At 60.7% G+C, this 15,325-nt stretch carries 12 protein-coding genes; 2 read left to right on the forward strand and 10 right to left on the reverse strand.

The window, feature by feature from the left end:
* Nucleotides 1–16 precede the first annotated feature (16 nt).
* From ABDK74_RS05730 to rimP, 10 genes are all read right to left on the reverse strand, one after another.
* Nucleotides 17–2,005: an FUSC family protein gene (locus tag ABDK74_RS05730; RefSeq protein ID WP_346003065.1), complete on the reverse strand. Its 1,989-nt coding sequence runs from the start codon at nt 2,003–2,005 to the stop codon at nt 17–19.
* Nucleotides 2,005–3,423 (reverse strand): nitronate monooxygenase, encoded by a 1,419-nt coding sequence (locus ABDK74_RS05735; protein ID WP_346003066.1) that lies wholly within the window; start codon nt 3,421–3,423, stop codon nt 2,005–2,007. The genes ABDK74_RS05730 and ABDK74_RS05735 overlap by 1 nt, the downstream gene beginning before the upstream one ends.
* A 65-nt stretch (nt 3,424–3,488) precedes the next feature.
* Entirely contained in the window at nt 3,489–5,639 is a 2,151-nt protein-coding gene (pnp, locus tag ABDK74_RS05740) for a polyribonucleotide nucleotidyltransferase (RefSeq protein WP_346003067.1), read from the reverse strand.
* A gap of 196 nt (nt 5,640–5,835) precedes the next feature.
* Nucleotides 5,836–6,105, reverse strand: coding sequence for a 30S ribosomal protein S15 (rpsO, locus tag ABDK74_RS05745; RefSeq protein ID WP_011253110.1), 270 nt, complete (start codon nt 6,103–6,105; stop codon nt 5,836–5,838).
* Entirely contained in the window at nt 6,065–7,066 is a 1,002-nt protein-coding gene (gene truB / locus ABDK74_RS05750) for a tRNA pseudouridine(55) synthase TruB (RefSeq protein WP_346003068.1), read from the reverse strand. The genes rpsO and truB overlap by 41 nt, the downstream gene beginning before the upstream one ends.
* Nucleotides 7,067–7,163: 97 nt before the next feature.
* Nucleotides 7,164–7,592 (reverse strand): 30S ribosome-binding factor RbfA, encoded by a 429-nt coding sequence (gene rbfA, locus ABDK74_RS05755; protein WP_194254165.1) that lies wholly within the window; start codon nt 7,590–7,592, stop codon nt 7,164–7,166.
* Nucleotides 7,589–10,348 (reverse strand): translation initiation factor IF-2, encoded by a 2,760-nt coding sequence (gene infB, locus ABDK74_RS05760; RefSeq protein WP_346003069.1) that lies wholly within the window; start codon nt 10,346–10,348, stop codon nt 7,589–7,591. The genes rbfA and infB overlap by 4 nt, the downstream gene beginning before the upstream one ends.
* Nucleotides 10,345–11,022, reverse strand: coding sequence for an RNA-binding protein (locus ABDK74_RS05765; RefSeq protein ID WP_194254163.1), 678 nt, complete (start codon nt 11,020–11,022; stop codon nt 10,345–10,347). Before ABDK74_RS05765 ends, infB begins: the two co-directional genes overlap by 4 nt.
* Entirely contained in the window at nt 10,997–12,550 is a 1,554-nt protein-coding gene (gene nusA / locus ABDK74_RS05770; RefSeq protein WP_194254162.1) for a transcription termination factor NusA, read from the reverse strand. Before nusA ends, ABDK74_RS05765 begins: the two co-directional genes overlap by 26 nt.
* 34 nt (nt 12,551–12,584) lie before the next feature.
* The gene (gene rimP / locus ABDK74_RS05775; protein ID WP_346003070.1) at nt 12,585–13,196 is read right to left on the reverse strand and encodes a ribosome maturation factor RimP; all 612 of its coding nucleotides are present in this window, start codon (nt 13,194–13,196) and stop codon (nt 12,585–12,587) included.
* 218 nt (nt 13,197–13,414) lie between these two features.
* On the opposite strand from rimP, the gene ABDK74_RS05780 reads away from it, so the two are divergent.
* Together ABDK74_RS05780 and ABDK74_RS05785 are read left to right on the forward strand one after the other, a co-directional pair.
* Nucleotides 13,415–14,038, forward strand: a complete 624-nt coding sequence (locus ABDK74_RS05780; RefSeq protein WP_346003071.1) for a hypothetical protein — start codon at nt 13,415–13,417, stop codon at nt 14,036–14,038.
* 32 nt (nt 14,039–14,070) lie between these two features.
* Nucleotides 14,071–15,324: an AAA family ATPase gene (locus tag ABDK74_RS05785; protein WP_346004171.1), complete on the forward strand. Its 1,254-nt coding sequence runs from the start codon at nt 14,071–14,073 to the stop codon at nt 15,322–15,324.
* The last annotated feature ends 1 nt before the right edge of the window (nt 15,325 follow it).

Raw genomic sequence — 15,325 nt, forward strand, 5'->3', positions numbered from 1 at the left:
TTATGCGCCTCCGGGATCAGTCAGCCTTGCGGCCCGCACGCTCCAGAGCGGCGATCTCGGCCATGACATCTCCATTTTCGATCTTCTGGGCGATCTCGGTGAAGGGAGCACCTGCCTCAAGAGCCGCCGCCGTAGCGCTCCACCGCTCCCCGGCCTGCGCATCGCCTTCGCATAATCCGGCGGAAATATCGAACCGCAATAGCGTCGCCTCCCCGCTCAGACGGCGCAGCGCCCGCAGCAAAGCATGAGCCTGCGTCGCACGCTCTCCTACCGCTGAAACACCGCCCAGAACAGGCAGCGAGCCGCGTGCAAACTCTGCCCGCGTGGTATCGATCCCGGCCTGACGCTGGACACGGTCTGTCGTCACGGGATCTTCCCGCTTCAACACAGCCGAAACATATCGCAGATTGCCGATCATTGCCGTCTGCAACAGGTCGTCCATGTCCTGTCCCCGCCTCTGGGGGCAGACCGTAAACGCACAGAGCAATCCGATGACGCTGCCAAGCGTGTTATCGAGCACTCGCATCCACGCCACGCCCTGAGACGGCATGAGCATTTCCGTCACGACAATAAACTGCGCGCTGATGAAGACGACCAGCATGGTATAATTGACCGCACGCATTGCGATCGCGCCAATCACGAAAAGCGCTACCGCCGCCAGCATCTGGGCAGAACCCGGCAGGAATGGTGTCAGCAACAGCGCAAGTACGCCTCCACCCAGCGTCCCCAGAACACGCTCCAACGCGCGCACCAGCGTTGTCTGACCGGAAGGCTGGATTACCAGAAGCACTGCGACCAGCGCCCAGAAACCATAGTCCAGATTCAGCCACCAGCTCGTCAGATAGGTCGCCAGCAGACCCACCACGAGACGCAGCGCATGTTGCCAGATCGTCGGGGTCAGCCGCGCCGCATGGCGTGGCAACTCCCCGTCGAACGGTAGTCGCGCCTTCTGCGCCAGTCCCTCGGCCAGTGTTCCCAGCGTCCGCGCACTGGTCGCCACAAGCTCGCCAACCGGTCCCGCCGTGGCAGGAATACTCCCCGCCAGCGTTAGCCCTTCAGAAGCCAGATGTTCAAGATCAGGAACAGGTTCCAGGGCCGCATCGCTCGCGTGCTGACACAGCGCGGAGAAAGCCGCCAGCGTGCCCCGCGCCTCGAAATCAAGCCCACGGGTTTCGACAAGATGCTCGACTGCCAGCATGGCAGTAAACAGACGTTCAGCCCCGGCCAGCGAGGCCATCAGCCGCCCGCGCATGCCGTAACTCGCGTGTCCGGCATCGATCTGAAGCGCCAGCCCCCGGGCCCGTTCGATGGCCGTACGCACATTCTGCCGATGCACGGTTTCCTGAAGGCGCCCTGCCGCGATCTCACCCGCCATAACCGAAAGCAGCCGGTAACAGGCTCCTACGGCCCGACGCGCAGGGGCATAAGGATGCTGCGGCCAGACGACCAGACACAGAAACGCCGCCCAGAGACCGCCGCCCCCAAACGCCAGAGCGATGACGAGAGCATCCTGAAATCTATGAGCCGGAAACCCCGTGCCGGCCAGCATGACACAGCCCAGCAGCGCACAAAGCAGCGCGATGGACGGTGCCAGCGCCCTGGCCAGCCCCACCATCAGACCTGTCACCACGAGCCAGGGCAGCACACCCCAGAGCGGGTAAACTGCAATCAGCGAGGTCACGCCCCCAAGGATCGTGCCACATGCTGTAAAAAGTCCGAGAATACGAAATTGCTCGCGTGCCGTCCCACCCGGCTCGATCAGACAGCTCCAGAAAGCAGCAAAGCCTGCCCAGGCCAGCACGGCCTGATGTTCATAAAGCGCAGGCAGCAGCGCCACGACCGTCGCCACCGCTGCCCGGGTTCCTTCTGCGGGAGCAATCTGCTCCGGACTGACGGGAACCGAATGACGCGTCAGAAACTGCTTCAGAAAATCAAGCGGTCTCTCCCGCCCCTGTGAGGCGCGGGATGCAGGCGTCTGGCGGGGAAGCGGCGGGTCAGAGACCATCAGCGACCGGTCAGAATACGCTCCACGAGCTGGCTAACCGTCGGAACAAAACCATTCGCATAGAACGGATCTGTTCCGAAACGCCACGCATTCGTGCCGCCAAACATGAGGTTGTGGTCCACCACATCGTCCGCATCCGCGCCGGGCGGAATATGGGAAATGGTCTGGAGCGTCTTCTGGATGCAGAAGGAGCGCGGATCTGCCTTCTGACCATTGGTATAAGGCTCACGCTGCATCCAGTTGGAGAACCGGCACTGCGAGAGGCACCCCATGCAGGCCGTCTGGTCCGCAAGGATTTCGCGCGCGCTTTCCGGTGTCACGAAGACCAGCGTATCATCTGGCGTCCGCAGGGCCTCGGTAAAGCCTGCGGCTTCCCACTCCGCAATCCGGGGACGGTCGGCAGCCGGCACGAAGACCTCGCGCTTGCGGGCACCAACGCCATAGGACGCCTCATAACCGTCACCGGATTCCTGACTGTATGGCACCTGACGCTCAGACCGCCCGCACAGATCCTGCATGAAGCTGTTACGAACTGCCGAAGAATAGAACCCGGTCGGGGAGAAGCGGTTAAGATACACATCCCCCTCCTTCAACGTCAGCAGACGGCGCTTCCACGCGTCCGGGATCGGGCTTTCCTGGGTCAGCAGCGGGCGGGTTCCGAACTGGAACACAATCGGTCCGAGTTCCGGGTTTCCGATCCAGTCCTGCCAGTCCTCAAGATGCCAGACACCACCGGCCATGATGATCGGCGTCTCGCCCAGACCATAGTTCCGCATAACCCGACGCAGTTCGAGAACGCGCGGATACGGATCTTCAGGCGAAAACGGATTTTCTGTGTTGGACAGACCGTTATGGCCACCCGCACGCCACGGATCTTCATAAACCACGCCGCCCAGCAGTTCCGGCGCCTTGCTGTACGCACGCCGCCACAGGGCGTTGAACGCCCGTCCCGAAGACACGATCGGATAATAGGGAATGCCGAAGCGGACCGCGATTTCGGACAGGCGGTACGGCATCCCCGCACCACAGGTCACGCCATGCACCAGCCCCGGAGCGCCTTCGAGAATCCCGATGATGACCTCTTCGGCCCCACCCATTTCCCAAAGGATATTGACGTTGATCCGGCCTCTGCCGCCCGAAATCTCATGAGCGATCTTCGCCTGCGCGATACCGCCATCAATCGCGTAACGGATCAGTTCCTGCTGGCGCTCACGGCGCGTACGACCATGATAGACCTGCGGAACCGGATGACCGTCCTGATCGTAGCTGTCCGCATTGACAGCCGAAATGGTCCCAATCCCGCCCGCAGCGGCCCAGTGTCCGGCCGAGACGCCCGTAGAGACGGAGACACCTTTGCCCCCTTCGATCAGAGGCAGCACGTCCTGACCACCAAAACGGAGGGTATCAATAGATTTCATGGGGACTGGCTGTCTCCGAAACTCAGAAAAAAAAGGGCGGGGCCTTGTGAGCCCCGCCCCAACACTCACTCGGCGTCGCGACGGGGCGGTCGGGCCGGTCGGGCCCCCACGCTTTCCGTAATATCGGCGCCCGTGGCCTGATCGACAACCCTCATGGAGAGCTTGACCTTGCCGCGATCATCGAACCCGATGACCTTGACCTTAACCTCGTCGCCCTGCTTGACGACGTCGGACGTCTTCGCAACGCGGCCTTCAGCCAGTTCGGAAATGTGAACCAGACCGTCACGCGGGCCAAGGAAGTTCACGAACGCACCGAAATCGGCAGCCTTGACGACCTTGCCGTCATAGATACGGCCGATTTCCGGCTCGGCGACAATGCCTTCGATCCGGGAGATAGCCTTCTGGGCCTGCTCGTCGTTCGCAGCGGCAATCGTCACGGTACCATCTTCGCCGATATCGACCTTCGCACCCGAATACTCAACGATCTCGCGGATTACCTTACCGCCGGAACCGATCACGTCGCGGATCTTTTCCTTCGGCACGGAAATCGTCGTGATCTTCGGAGCATTGCCCGAAACATCCGAACGGCCTTCCGTCAGAGCCTTGGACATTTCGCCAAGGATGTGGATGCGGCCTTCGCGAGCCTGTTCCAGCGCGATCTTCATGATTTCCGGCGTGATGGACGTGATCTTGATGTCCATCTGAAGAGCGGTCACGCCGTCAGCCGTACCGGCCACCTTGAAGTCCATGTCGCCCAGGTGATCTTCATCACCCAGAATGTCAGACAGGACAGCGTAGCCACGGTCTTCCTTGATCAGGCCCATGGCAATGCCGGCCACCGGACGCGGCAGCGGAACGCCCGCATCCATCAGCGCGAGCGAGGAGCCGCAGACGGTCGCCATGGAGGACGAGCCATTGCTTTCCGTAATCTCGGAGACAACGCGCATCGTGTACGGGAAGACTTCCTTGGTCGGCAGCAGCGGACGGATTGCGCGCCATGCCAGCTTGCCATGTCCGATCTCACGACGGCCAGGAGAGCCCATGCGACCACACTCGCCGACCGAATACGGAGGGAAGTTGTAGTGCAGCAGGAAGTTGGAACGGTATTCCCCTTCCAGCGCGTCGATGATCTGTTCGTCCTGACCCGTGCCAAGCGTCGCAACCACAAGGGCCTGCGTCTCGCCACGCGTGAACAGGGACGACCCATGAGCACGCGGCAGAATGCCAACTTCAGCGAGGATCGGGCGGACCGTTTTCAGATCACGGCCATCAATACGGATACCGGTCTTGAGAATGGAGCCACGAACGACCTGCGCCTCAAGCTCCTTGAGCATTGGCTTGGCGAGTTCCAGGTCCAGACCTTCCTCGGCCAGAATCTCGTTGATTCGGTCCTTGGCTTCGCCGACCTTCTTGTAACGGGCCTGCTTCTGACGCTCCTTGTAAGCGTCCGCCATCAGCTTGTTGCCGACCTTCTCGACGCGCTTGCGAAGGGCGATTTCTTCCTTCGTCAGCGACGGCAGATCCCACGGTGCCTTCGCAGCGTGCTCGGCCAGCGCGATGATGGCGTCGATAACCGGCTGGAAGGACGTGTGCCCCAGCGTGACGGCTTCAAGCATCGTCTCTTCTGAAAGCTCGCTGGCTTCGGATTCGACCATCAGTACGCCTTCGGCCGTACCGGCGACCATCAGGTCGAGCGTGCTGTTCTTGAGTTCGTCATGAACCGGGTTCACGACCAGCTTGCCATCGATGCGGCCGATACGGGCGCAGGCGACGGGGCCAAAGAACGGAATACCGGAGAGCGTCAGGGCAGCAGAGCAGCCGATCAGCGACACGAGAGCCGGATCGTTCTCGTTGTCGTAGCTCAGAACCGTTGCGGTGATCTGGACTTCGTTGCGGAAGTTTTCCGGGAACAGCGGACGGATCGGACGATCGATCAGACGGGCGTTCAAAACTTCGGCTTCGGACGGACGGCCTTCACGCTTGAAGAATCCACCCGGGATCTTGCCAGCGGCGTAAGCCTTTTCCTGATAGTTGACCGTCAGCGGAAAGAAGTCCTGTCCCGGCTTGACGCTCTTGGCACCAACGGCGGTGCAGAGCACAACCGTGTCGCCATAGGTGATCATGACGGCGCCGTCTGCTTGGCGTGCGACCTTGCCGGTCTCCAGGATCAGGGGGCGCCCGGCCCATTCGATTTCCTTGCGGAAATAATCAAACATGCATGTTTTCCCAAATTAAGGGTGAAACCATCTCCGGGTGTCCGGCAGGTGGCGGAGCAGCGTTTCGGACGGCATGGCGGTGATGGCGGGACATCCCCGGCATGACACCATGTGGCCTGAAACGCCGGTCGCGCACCCGCACCGCCGGACAGGCGATGGCGAGGGTGTCCGGGAGCAGGCTCCCGGACAGATCAGCTCAGCGACGCAGGCCGAGACGCTCGATCAGGCTCTGGTAACGGGCCTGGTCCTTGCGCTTCAGATAGTCCAGCAGGCTACGACGCTGACCGACCATCATCAGAAGACCACGACGGGAGTGGAAGTCCTTCTTGTGGGTCTTGAGGTGCTCGGTCAGGTTGACGATACGCTCGGACAGGATGGCAACCTGTACTTCCGGCGAACCTGTATCCGTCTCGCTCTGCTTGTACTCAGAAATCAGTGCCGTGCGGCGTTCTGCGGTAATCGACATCGTGTTCTCCAAAAAACTCGTGGTTTTCCAGCATCCGCGCTGCCCTGAGCCGCCCATGACGGACATGACACAGACCCAGCACGTGCTCTCCGATCATCGCGCGCCACAGATGGTCATCCCCCTGTGACGATGCCGGCAGAGGATGCATAAGGTCCGCGGGGTCTATCGACTGCCCCCAGACAAGCATCCTTCCCTCCGCATCGGTGACGGCCAGCGCCGGGATGTCGACCAGCGCGGTCGCCGCATCCAGCAGAGGAGCCGGAAGAGCATCGGCGTTGTCCACAGTTTGAGTCGATTTGTCCAGTGATATCTGATCGATCGTCAGGACATGGCTCAGATCAAACGGTCCGCACTTCGTCCGCCGCAGAACCGAAATATGTCCAACAGTTCCACAAGCCAATGCGATGTCCCGCGCGAGCGAGCGCATATAAACACCCTTGCCGGATTGCACATCAAAAACAGCCGTATCCGCATCCGGACGATCCACAAGCGTTATCGAATCGATCCGTGCCGGACGTGGCGGAAGCTCGGGCGGACGGCCGGCACGCGCCATGTCATAAGCTCGCTCTCCTCCCACCCGAAGCGCCGAAAACACAGGAGGGACCTGCATGACATTACCTGTCAGCGCCGGTAGGACAGCCAGAATCTGCTCATTTGTCGGACGGTTCGGCGATGTCGCCAGAACCTCGCCCTCAAGATCATCTGTCGTCCGGCTTTCACCGAATGTCAGGGTGAAGCGATAACGTTTTGTCGCATCCATGATGTAAGGAATGGTCCGCGTCGCCTTACCGAACGCAATCGGCAGTACACCGGAGGCCAGCGGATCGAGCGTCCCGCCATGCCCGGCTTTCTTCGCGTCAAACGCCCAACGGAGCTTATTGACCATATCCGTGGAGGTCGGACCCAGCGGCTTGTCCAGAATCAGCCACCCGTCGATATCGCGCCCACGTTTCCTGCCCATACATCCCGTCCTTGCTTATGAAGGCCGCTGATAAACCAGCAAAGGGGCAGAATGCAAAAAATGCTCCCCACCGGAAGTGAGGAGCATTTTTTAAAAATTATTCCGGATCTTTTTCCAGATCCCGCCGGACTTCCGGAGACCGCATGATCTCGTCGAGTTCCATGGCGTTATCCAGCGCCGTATCCGGCTGGAAATGGATTTCCGGAACCGTCCGGAGATTGAGAGCCTTGGATAACCCAGTTCTCAGGAACGGCGCCACCCGCTTCAAAGCAGGCAACAGAACCTCCACATCACTCCGTCCCAGACGCGTCACAAAGGCTGTGGCGTGCCTGAAATCTGGAGAGATACGGACTTCCGTTACCGTGATCCGCACATCCAGCAGTTCCGGGTCACGGAACTCCGTCCGGGCGAACAGTTCCGCCAAAACACGGCGGACTTCTTCGGCCACCCGGAGCTGGCGGGTACTAGGGCCTTGAGCAACAACGCCGGCAGGGCCCTTCAGGTCATGTCTCGAACGCGAACTCAAGCCGGGATCACTTCCATTTCGTAGCACTCGACTACGTCGCCTTCACGCAGATCGTTGTAGCCCGCGAAGGACAGACCACATTCGTAACCACGAGCCACTTCCTTGACGTCGTCCTTGAAGCGCTTGAGCTGGCTCAACTCGCCTTCATGAATGACCACGTTGTCACGCAGCAGACGCACACCACAGCCACGCTTGACGAGGCCTTCGGTGACGTAGCAACCCGCGACCTTGCCGGTCTTGGTAATGTTGAAGACCTGACGGATCTCGGCGTAGCCCAGGAACTTCTCGCGATGCTTCGGCGCGACCTTGCCCTTGACCAGCTGCTCTACGTCATCTGCCACCTGGTAGATGATCGAGTAGTAACGGATATCCACGCCCTCGCGCTGGGCCAGTTCACGGGCCTGCGTGGTGGCACGGACATTGAACGCCACGATAATGGCATTCGAAGCCTTGGCAAGCTGGATGTCACTTTCCGTGATCTGGCCGACACTGGCATTCAGAACGCGAACCGCAACTTCTTCATGAGCCAGCTTCTGCACCGTCGTGGAAATTGCTTCCGCAGACCCCTGCACATCAGCCTTGACGAGAAGTGCAACTTCTTTCTGAACACCAGCCTGAATTCGAGCCAGCATCTGATCGAGAGTGCCGCGAGCTGCAACCTGCGAGGCAGCTTCCTTGTCCTTGATCTTACGCTGACGGAATTCGCTGATCTCACGGGCACGGGCGTCGGTTTCAACAACAACGAACGGCTCGCCTGCACCCGGCACGCCTGTCAGACCGAGAACCTCGACCGGCATGGACGGACCGGCGTCCTTGAGCTGACGACCACGGTCATCGAGTACCGCGCGGACACGACCCCATTCGGAACCGGCCACGAGGATGTCACCGCGACGCAGCGTGCCCTTCTGGACGAGAACGGAAGCCACAGGGCCACGTCCACGATCAAGACGACTTTCGATCACTACACCTTCAGCAACGCGGTCCGGATTGGCGCGCAGATCCAGCATTTCGGACTGAAGCAGGATGCATTCTTCCAGCTTGTCCAGCCCGGTCCGCTTGAGGGCAGAAACCTCGACGTCCTGTGTGTCACCACCCATTTCCTCGACCACGATCTCATGGCTCAGAAGTTCCTGACGAACACGGGCAGGATTGGCGCCCGGCTTGTCGATCTTGTTGATCGCCACGATGATCGGAGCATTGGCCGCCTTGGCGTGCTTGATGGCTTCGATCGTCTGCGGCATCACGCCGTCATCGGCTGCCACAACCAGCACCACAATATCGGTGACGGACGCACCACGAGCACGCATTGAGGTGAAGGCCTCATGACCCGGCGTGTCGATGAAGGTGATTTTCTTCCCCGACGGCGCCGTGATCTGATACGCGCCAATGTGCTGCGTGATGCCACCGGCTTCGCTCGCCGCCACGTCAGTGGTGCGCAGCGCGTCGAGCAGGGAGGTCTTGCCGTGATCGACATGCCCCATGACCGTCACGACCGGAGCACGCGGCAGCAGCTCGTCGGCGTTGTCTTCCACGCCTTCAATGCCGATCTCAACGTCGCTTTCGGAAACACGCTTGATGCGATGGCCGAATTCCTCCACCACCAGCTCGGCGGTGTCGCCATCAATGCTCTGTGCAGCCGTTGCCATGACACCCATCTTCATGAGGGCCTTGATGACTTCACCCTGACGGGATGCCATACGGTTGGCCAGTTCGGCCACCGTGATGGTTTCCGGCACGATAACGTCACGCACGACGCGAACCTGGTCGGAGCGCAGACGCTCCAGTTCGGCCTGACGGCGCTCGCGGTCACGCTGGCGACGGACAGAAGCCAGCGAACGGGTCTTGTCGTCATCGCCTTCGATCGCAGCGCGAACGTCGATGCGTCCTGAACGGCGGTCGCTACCACCAGCCTTGCGGGATGGTGCAGACGGACGGCGCGGCGGTGCCGGAGGCGCGCCCGGACCCGTACGACGGGGAGCAGGACGACGCTCTTCTTCACCACCAGCGGCGGCTGCGCCGGAACGCAGATGAAGGGTTTCGTTGTTGCGAGCGGGAGCGGCTGTCGCAGCAGGACGCGACGGCTGAACCGGACGCGGCGGCATGATGGCACGCTCGGCCAGCGGACGCAGACGCTGCACCGGAGCGGCAAGCTGAACACCACCGGTCGAATGCGTACGCGGGTCCAGCGGAGCTGAACGTTTGGCTTCCTCAGCTTCGCGGGCCGCTGCTTCAGCCGCAGCGTGCTCTGCAGCGCGTGCGGCAGCTTCGGCAGCAGCCTGCTCCCGTGCGGCCTGCTGTTCACTTTCCTTCAAGGCAGCAATTTCAGCCGCCTTCTGCTCGGCGATCAGACGCTCTTCCTCAGCAGCGCGACGCGCAGCCTCGGCGGCAGACATGATCTGGATCTTCTCTTCTTCACGCCGCGCAGCTTCATCGGCCGCAGCCTGACGCTGCCCTTCAAGCGCACGCTGGCGTGTTGCCAGCTCGGCTGCCGTCAGTGCACGGCCACCTGCGCGGCCACCACGGGCTGCCGCACCGGCACCCGGACCGGTCGCATTGCGCTTGGGTTTGCGTACTTCAACCTGCACGACCTTGGAGCGGCCATGACTGAAGCTTTGACGCACGGAGCCAGCGTCCACCGTACGCCCGACCTCCGGCCGTCCAGCGGGGCGAAGCGACAGACGGCTGCTTCTGGTCTGTTCGCCGCCCTGCGATGGGGTGTTGTTTCCGTCCTGGTTGCGCTCGTTGCCGTCGCTCATAGTTCCGCCTGTTCCTTACTGACCCCTTCGGGGTCTGGGAGCGGACGTCCTGCCACTCCCGAAAATCTCTCATGTTCGGCGATCAGGCGCTGTGCCAGCGCACCAGGCGCCATCACCGCATAGACCGCCCGGTCCCGGCTGAACGCCGATTCCAGGACCCGATCGGGAACTGTCACCACCGGCAGAGAACGCCGGCCCGACACCAGTCTGGAAAATTCGTCCGGACTTGCACTTTCCGAACGGATCACCACCCCTACCCTGCCGGAAGTAAGCCACTCCCGGCACTTCTGAAAACCGCAGACCGTCTGACCGGCTCTCCGGGCCAGACTGACTGCATCCAGCATCCGCTGTACCAGAGCACCACCAACGAGGTCGGCAAGGTTTTCCGGTACGCTCACCTGGGCCTTTGCCGCTCTGGCGAAAGCCTGTCGTGTTCGGGCGCTATCTAACACATCCCGGCTGGCACTCAACCACATTCCCCGCCCCGGAAGTTTTCCGGCAAGGTCAGGGACAACCCGGTTATCCGGACTGACGACGAAGCGGATCATGCCTTCGGGCGGCTTCTGCTCTCGCGTTACGAGACATCGCCGCTCCGAGCCGCGACGCCCTAAAGCGCCACGAACAGGACCATTATCAGTATCAGAAAGATCAGACGTCGGTCGACTCCTCGTCACCGTTCTCGGGTTTTACCGAGTCGGCATCTTCACCTTCGAACCAGTGCGCACGGGCACCCATGATGATCTCGTTGGCGGCATCTTCGTCGATAGCCTCCTCACCGAGAATCTCCACAAGCTCATCTCCCGCGAGATCTGCCAGATCGTCGAGCGTCTTCACGCCCTTCTCGCCCAGCGTCACCAGCATCTGGTTCGTAAAGGCACCCAGTTCGGCCACGTCGTCCGTAACGCCCAGCGCCTTGCGCTGGTCATCCAGAGCCTGTTCCTTGCTGGCCAGATAATCATTGGCGCGATGCATAAGCTCTTCAGCCACGCTTTCGTCAAAGCCGTCGATATCGTTCAGCTCACCCGGATCCGTGTAGGCCAGTTCCTCAATGGAGTGGAAGCCTTCCGTCACCAGCAGACCGGCGATCACGTCATCAACGTCCAGCGCGTCCACGAACTGCGAGGAGCGCTTGCGGAACTCTTCCTGACGACGTTCCGATTCCTCGGCCTCCGTCAGAATGTCGATGTCCCAGCGGGTCAGCTGGCTGGCAAGACGCACGTTCTGTCCACGGCGACCAATGGCAAGCGAAAGCTGCTCATCCGGCACCACAACTTCAACGCGGCCTGCTTCTTCATCCATCACCACCTTGCTGACTTCAGCAGGAGCCAGTGCATTGACGACGAATGTTGCAGCCTGCGGGCTCCAGGGAATGATGTCGATCTTTTCGCCCTGCAGTTCGGCCACAACAGCCTGAACGCGGGAGCCACGCATACCAACGCAGGCACCGACCGGATCAATCGCAGCATCGCGCGAAATCACGGCCATCTTGGCGCGCGATCCCGGATCACGGGACACGGCCTTGATTTCGATGATCCCGTCATAGATTTCCGGAACTTCCTGCGCAAACAGCTTGGCGAGGAAGGCGGGATGCGTCCGGGACAGGAAAATCTGCGGGCCACGCGGTTCGTCACGCACGTCATAGATATAGGCGCGGATGCGATCGGAATTACGGAATGATTCGCGTGGGATCAGTTCGTCACGACGCAGCAGGGCCTCGGTATGACCGATCTCGACCATGAGATTGCCATACTCGGTCCGCTTGACAGTCCCGTTGACGATCTCGCCCACACGGTCCTTGAACTCGTTATACTGGCGCTTACGCTCATACTCGCGCACCCGCTGCACGATGACCTGCTTGGCAGTCTGCGCGGCGATACGTCCGAAATCGATCGGCGGCAGCGGATCAACCAGATGCTCACCGGCCTGAATTTCCGGCTGGAACTTCCGGGCGATATGCAGCGGGATCTGAGTATCCTCGTTTTCGACCTGATCGACCACTTCGGTCCATCGGCTCAGACGAACTTCGCCGCTCCTGCGATCAATCGTCGCACGGATGTCCTTTTCATGTCCGTACTTTGCGCGGCCAGCCTTCTGGATGGCCTGCTCCATTGCTTCAAGCACTTCCTCACGGTCGATATTCTTCTCACGGGAGACTGCATCGGCAACCAGCAGCAGTTCGGGACGTGTAACAGACGTGTCCATCAGATCGGACCTCCAGCCAGCATGAGACGGGTCATCACTTCTTTCCCGGCTTCTTCGGATTCAGTTTGGGCGCCTGGCGCGCTTCGCCGCCATCTTCCCCTTCAGGATCAAGCCCTGCCAAAGCAGCGCTCGCCTCAATCAGCGCATCGGTCAGGACCAGACGGGCCTTGCGGATGTCCACCAGCGGCAGAACGGCTTCGGTTCCGTCATCCAGGCGGATAAGGGCATTGCCGTCCCGCGCACCCATGACAGTTCCCGAAAAACGACGGCGGCCATTGAGCGGAACATCCAGCTCGGCCTTCGCCAGATGTCCTGCGAATCGTTCCCAGTCTTTGGCACGCGTCAGCGGACGATCAATTCCGGAAGACGACACCTCCAGCATCCATGCACCGGGGATGGGATCATCAACATCCAGAATGGCTCCGGCAGCATGACTGATCTGTTCACAGTCTTCCACCGAAATCAGAGAGCCGTTCGCACGGTCTGCCATGATCTGGATTGTCGGCGTATCGCGCCCCAGAACCGAAAGACGCACAAGCTCGTAGCCCAGATCGGCCAAGGTCGGCGCGATCCGTTCCGCGATGCGGGCTTCCAGCCCCGTGAGGTGGGGCAGTTCGATATCGGAAGAGGCGTTCTGCTGAGACAAGACAAAAAAGGCGGCCCGTCAGGGCCACCCCCCAAATGAGCGGAAGATGAATGGAATATGCCTTATGTAAGTCACCTCCCTTCAAGACGCAAGAGGAACGCAAATCCCTTTCATTCCCGAACATCCCGTTACCCAAAGCGAGTCGAAAGATTTGTTTACATTTCGATGCCTGGAAAACCCTTGTCTTCAGGCACGGTCGGGAGTCAGATGGTTCCGAAATGACTTTCCCATCCGAGCCCCGTCCGGAACTGCGCCCGGAACCGCGTCTACAGCCCCTGCCTGCCGATCCTGCTTCCCGGAACCGGGTTCTGTGGGGTGGCGGCGGCCTGATTGCGGCCCTGACGGTCGGGGCAGGCGCTTTTTTCTACACGCACAACACGACGACACTACCAACACCTCCAATGGCGCCACTTTCCCAGAATAGCCCGGCTGTGCCCGTCGCCCAGACCGCGGCTGTCCAGCTCTCGATGCTTCCCACTGCCAAAGCGCCGGCCGCACTTGCCAAGAGCGGTTTCAGTCCGGACGATCAGGCCCGCATTCTCGCGGCCGTAAAAGATGGCAAGATGCGCCTCGTGGAAATGCCGGTGTTGGATGCTTCGGGCGCAGTCGGCCAGATTATCGATCTCACAGTCTCTGGACTGACACAGCGCGTTGTCCTTAACGGCAGATTCCAGCATCTTGTTATTCCAATCGCTGAAGCCGGACAGATCCTTATTGCCCCGGTGAGCATGCCACATGCACCCGCTCTGATCGTTGGTGCCCTCACAGCTTTCGGTCCAGAAGCCCTGCCTGCCCTGACGACGCTGGACCAGCGCGTCCTGCTCAACGTGATCGTCCAGTAAGGAATCGCCCGGTGTTCAAGTCTCTCGTGCCCATGCTCAACCGGGCCATGCCGCTGATGATGGCTGCCTTCCTTATTCTGGCAGTAGTTCAGGTTTCGATCATGCTACACCTGTCGCTGAACGGGCTATGGGCCGCCATCGAATGGGGACGGCGTTTCTATCTTCCGCTGGCAGGGATCAGCGCCCTTCTGGCAGTCACTGGGCTGGCATATGAAACATCAGCCGAAAAACTGGCGCGGCGTGGACTGCGCCGCAGGAAAGGTCTCATCATGGATGTTCTCAGCCGTCTGACGAACCGCGGAGCCCTTGAAGAGCTCATGGCCCGCGAACACCGCGAAACCGTCCTCGACGCCGATGAACTGGCCGCTTCGCTGCGCGCGCGCGTGATCGGACAGGATCAGGTCTGCGAGGATATTGCCCAGCAGATGCGCCGTCGTCTGGCGCTTCAGGTTCGCGGCAAGCCCGTGGGTATTTTCCTGCTGGCAGGTCCCCCAGGGACGGGCAAGACCTATCTCGCCAAACAGATGGCGAAACAGATGGAACGTCCCCTGCTGCATTTCGACATGACGCAAATGTCCAGTCCGCATGCGGAATCTCTCCTTTTTGGCTCGCCCAAGGGCTATATGGGTTCCGATACGTTCGGGACTCTGACTGGCGGCCTAAAAGAACATCCAGATGCCGTGGTCCTGCTCGACGAGATCGAGAAGGCCCATCCGGATGTCTTCAAAAAATTCCTTACTGCCTGGAATGACGGTCATGTCACGGAAGCGTCCGTCGGCGAGCAGGTCTCGACCACGCGGGCAATCTTCATGCTCACTTCCAACGTCGCCACTGAAGCATTGACCGAAATTGCCGATCGTCTTGCAAACGAGCCGGAGAAAATGCGCGGCGAGTCGGTCGAGGCCCTGCGCAAATCCGGATTCGCTCCCGAAGTTCTCAACCGGCTGGATCGAATTTTCGTTTTCCGCTCCCTGCGCGGGCTGGATCTCGCCCGCGTCGCTGCGCTGGAAATCGAAGCCATGATTGAAGGCTACGGCCTGCATGTCGAAACCGGAGGCATCGACGCCGGCGTTCTGTTCCAGGTCATGATGAAGCAAAAGAACCTCGGCTCTGGCGCCAGTGCACGCGATCTCGTTCGCTCCATTGAAGAGATGGTCAGCGAAAGTCTGATCGTCGCGCGCCAACAGGGCGCCAAACGCGTCCGCCTCGTCACACAGGACAACGGGACGGTCATCACGGAAATCGCCAACGATTCCGAAGCACAGCTTGGCCGGGTGAGTCGCTGAT

Origin of the sequence: Gluconobacter sp. OJB, from assembly GCF_039638275.1 — a bacterium.
In the GTDB taxonomy this organism is placed as follows: domain Bacteria; phylum Pseudomonadota; class Alphaproteobacteria; order Acetobacterales; family Acetobacteraceae; genus Gluconobacter; species Gluconobacter cerevisiae.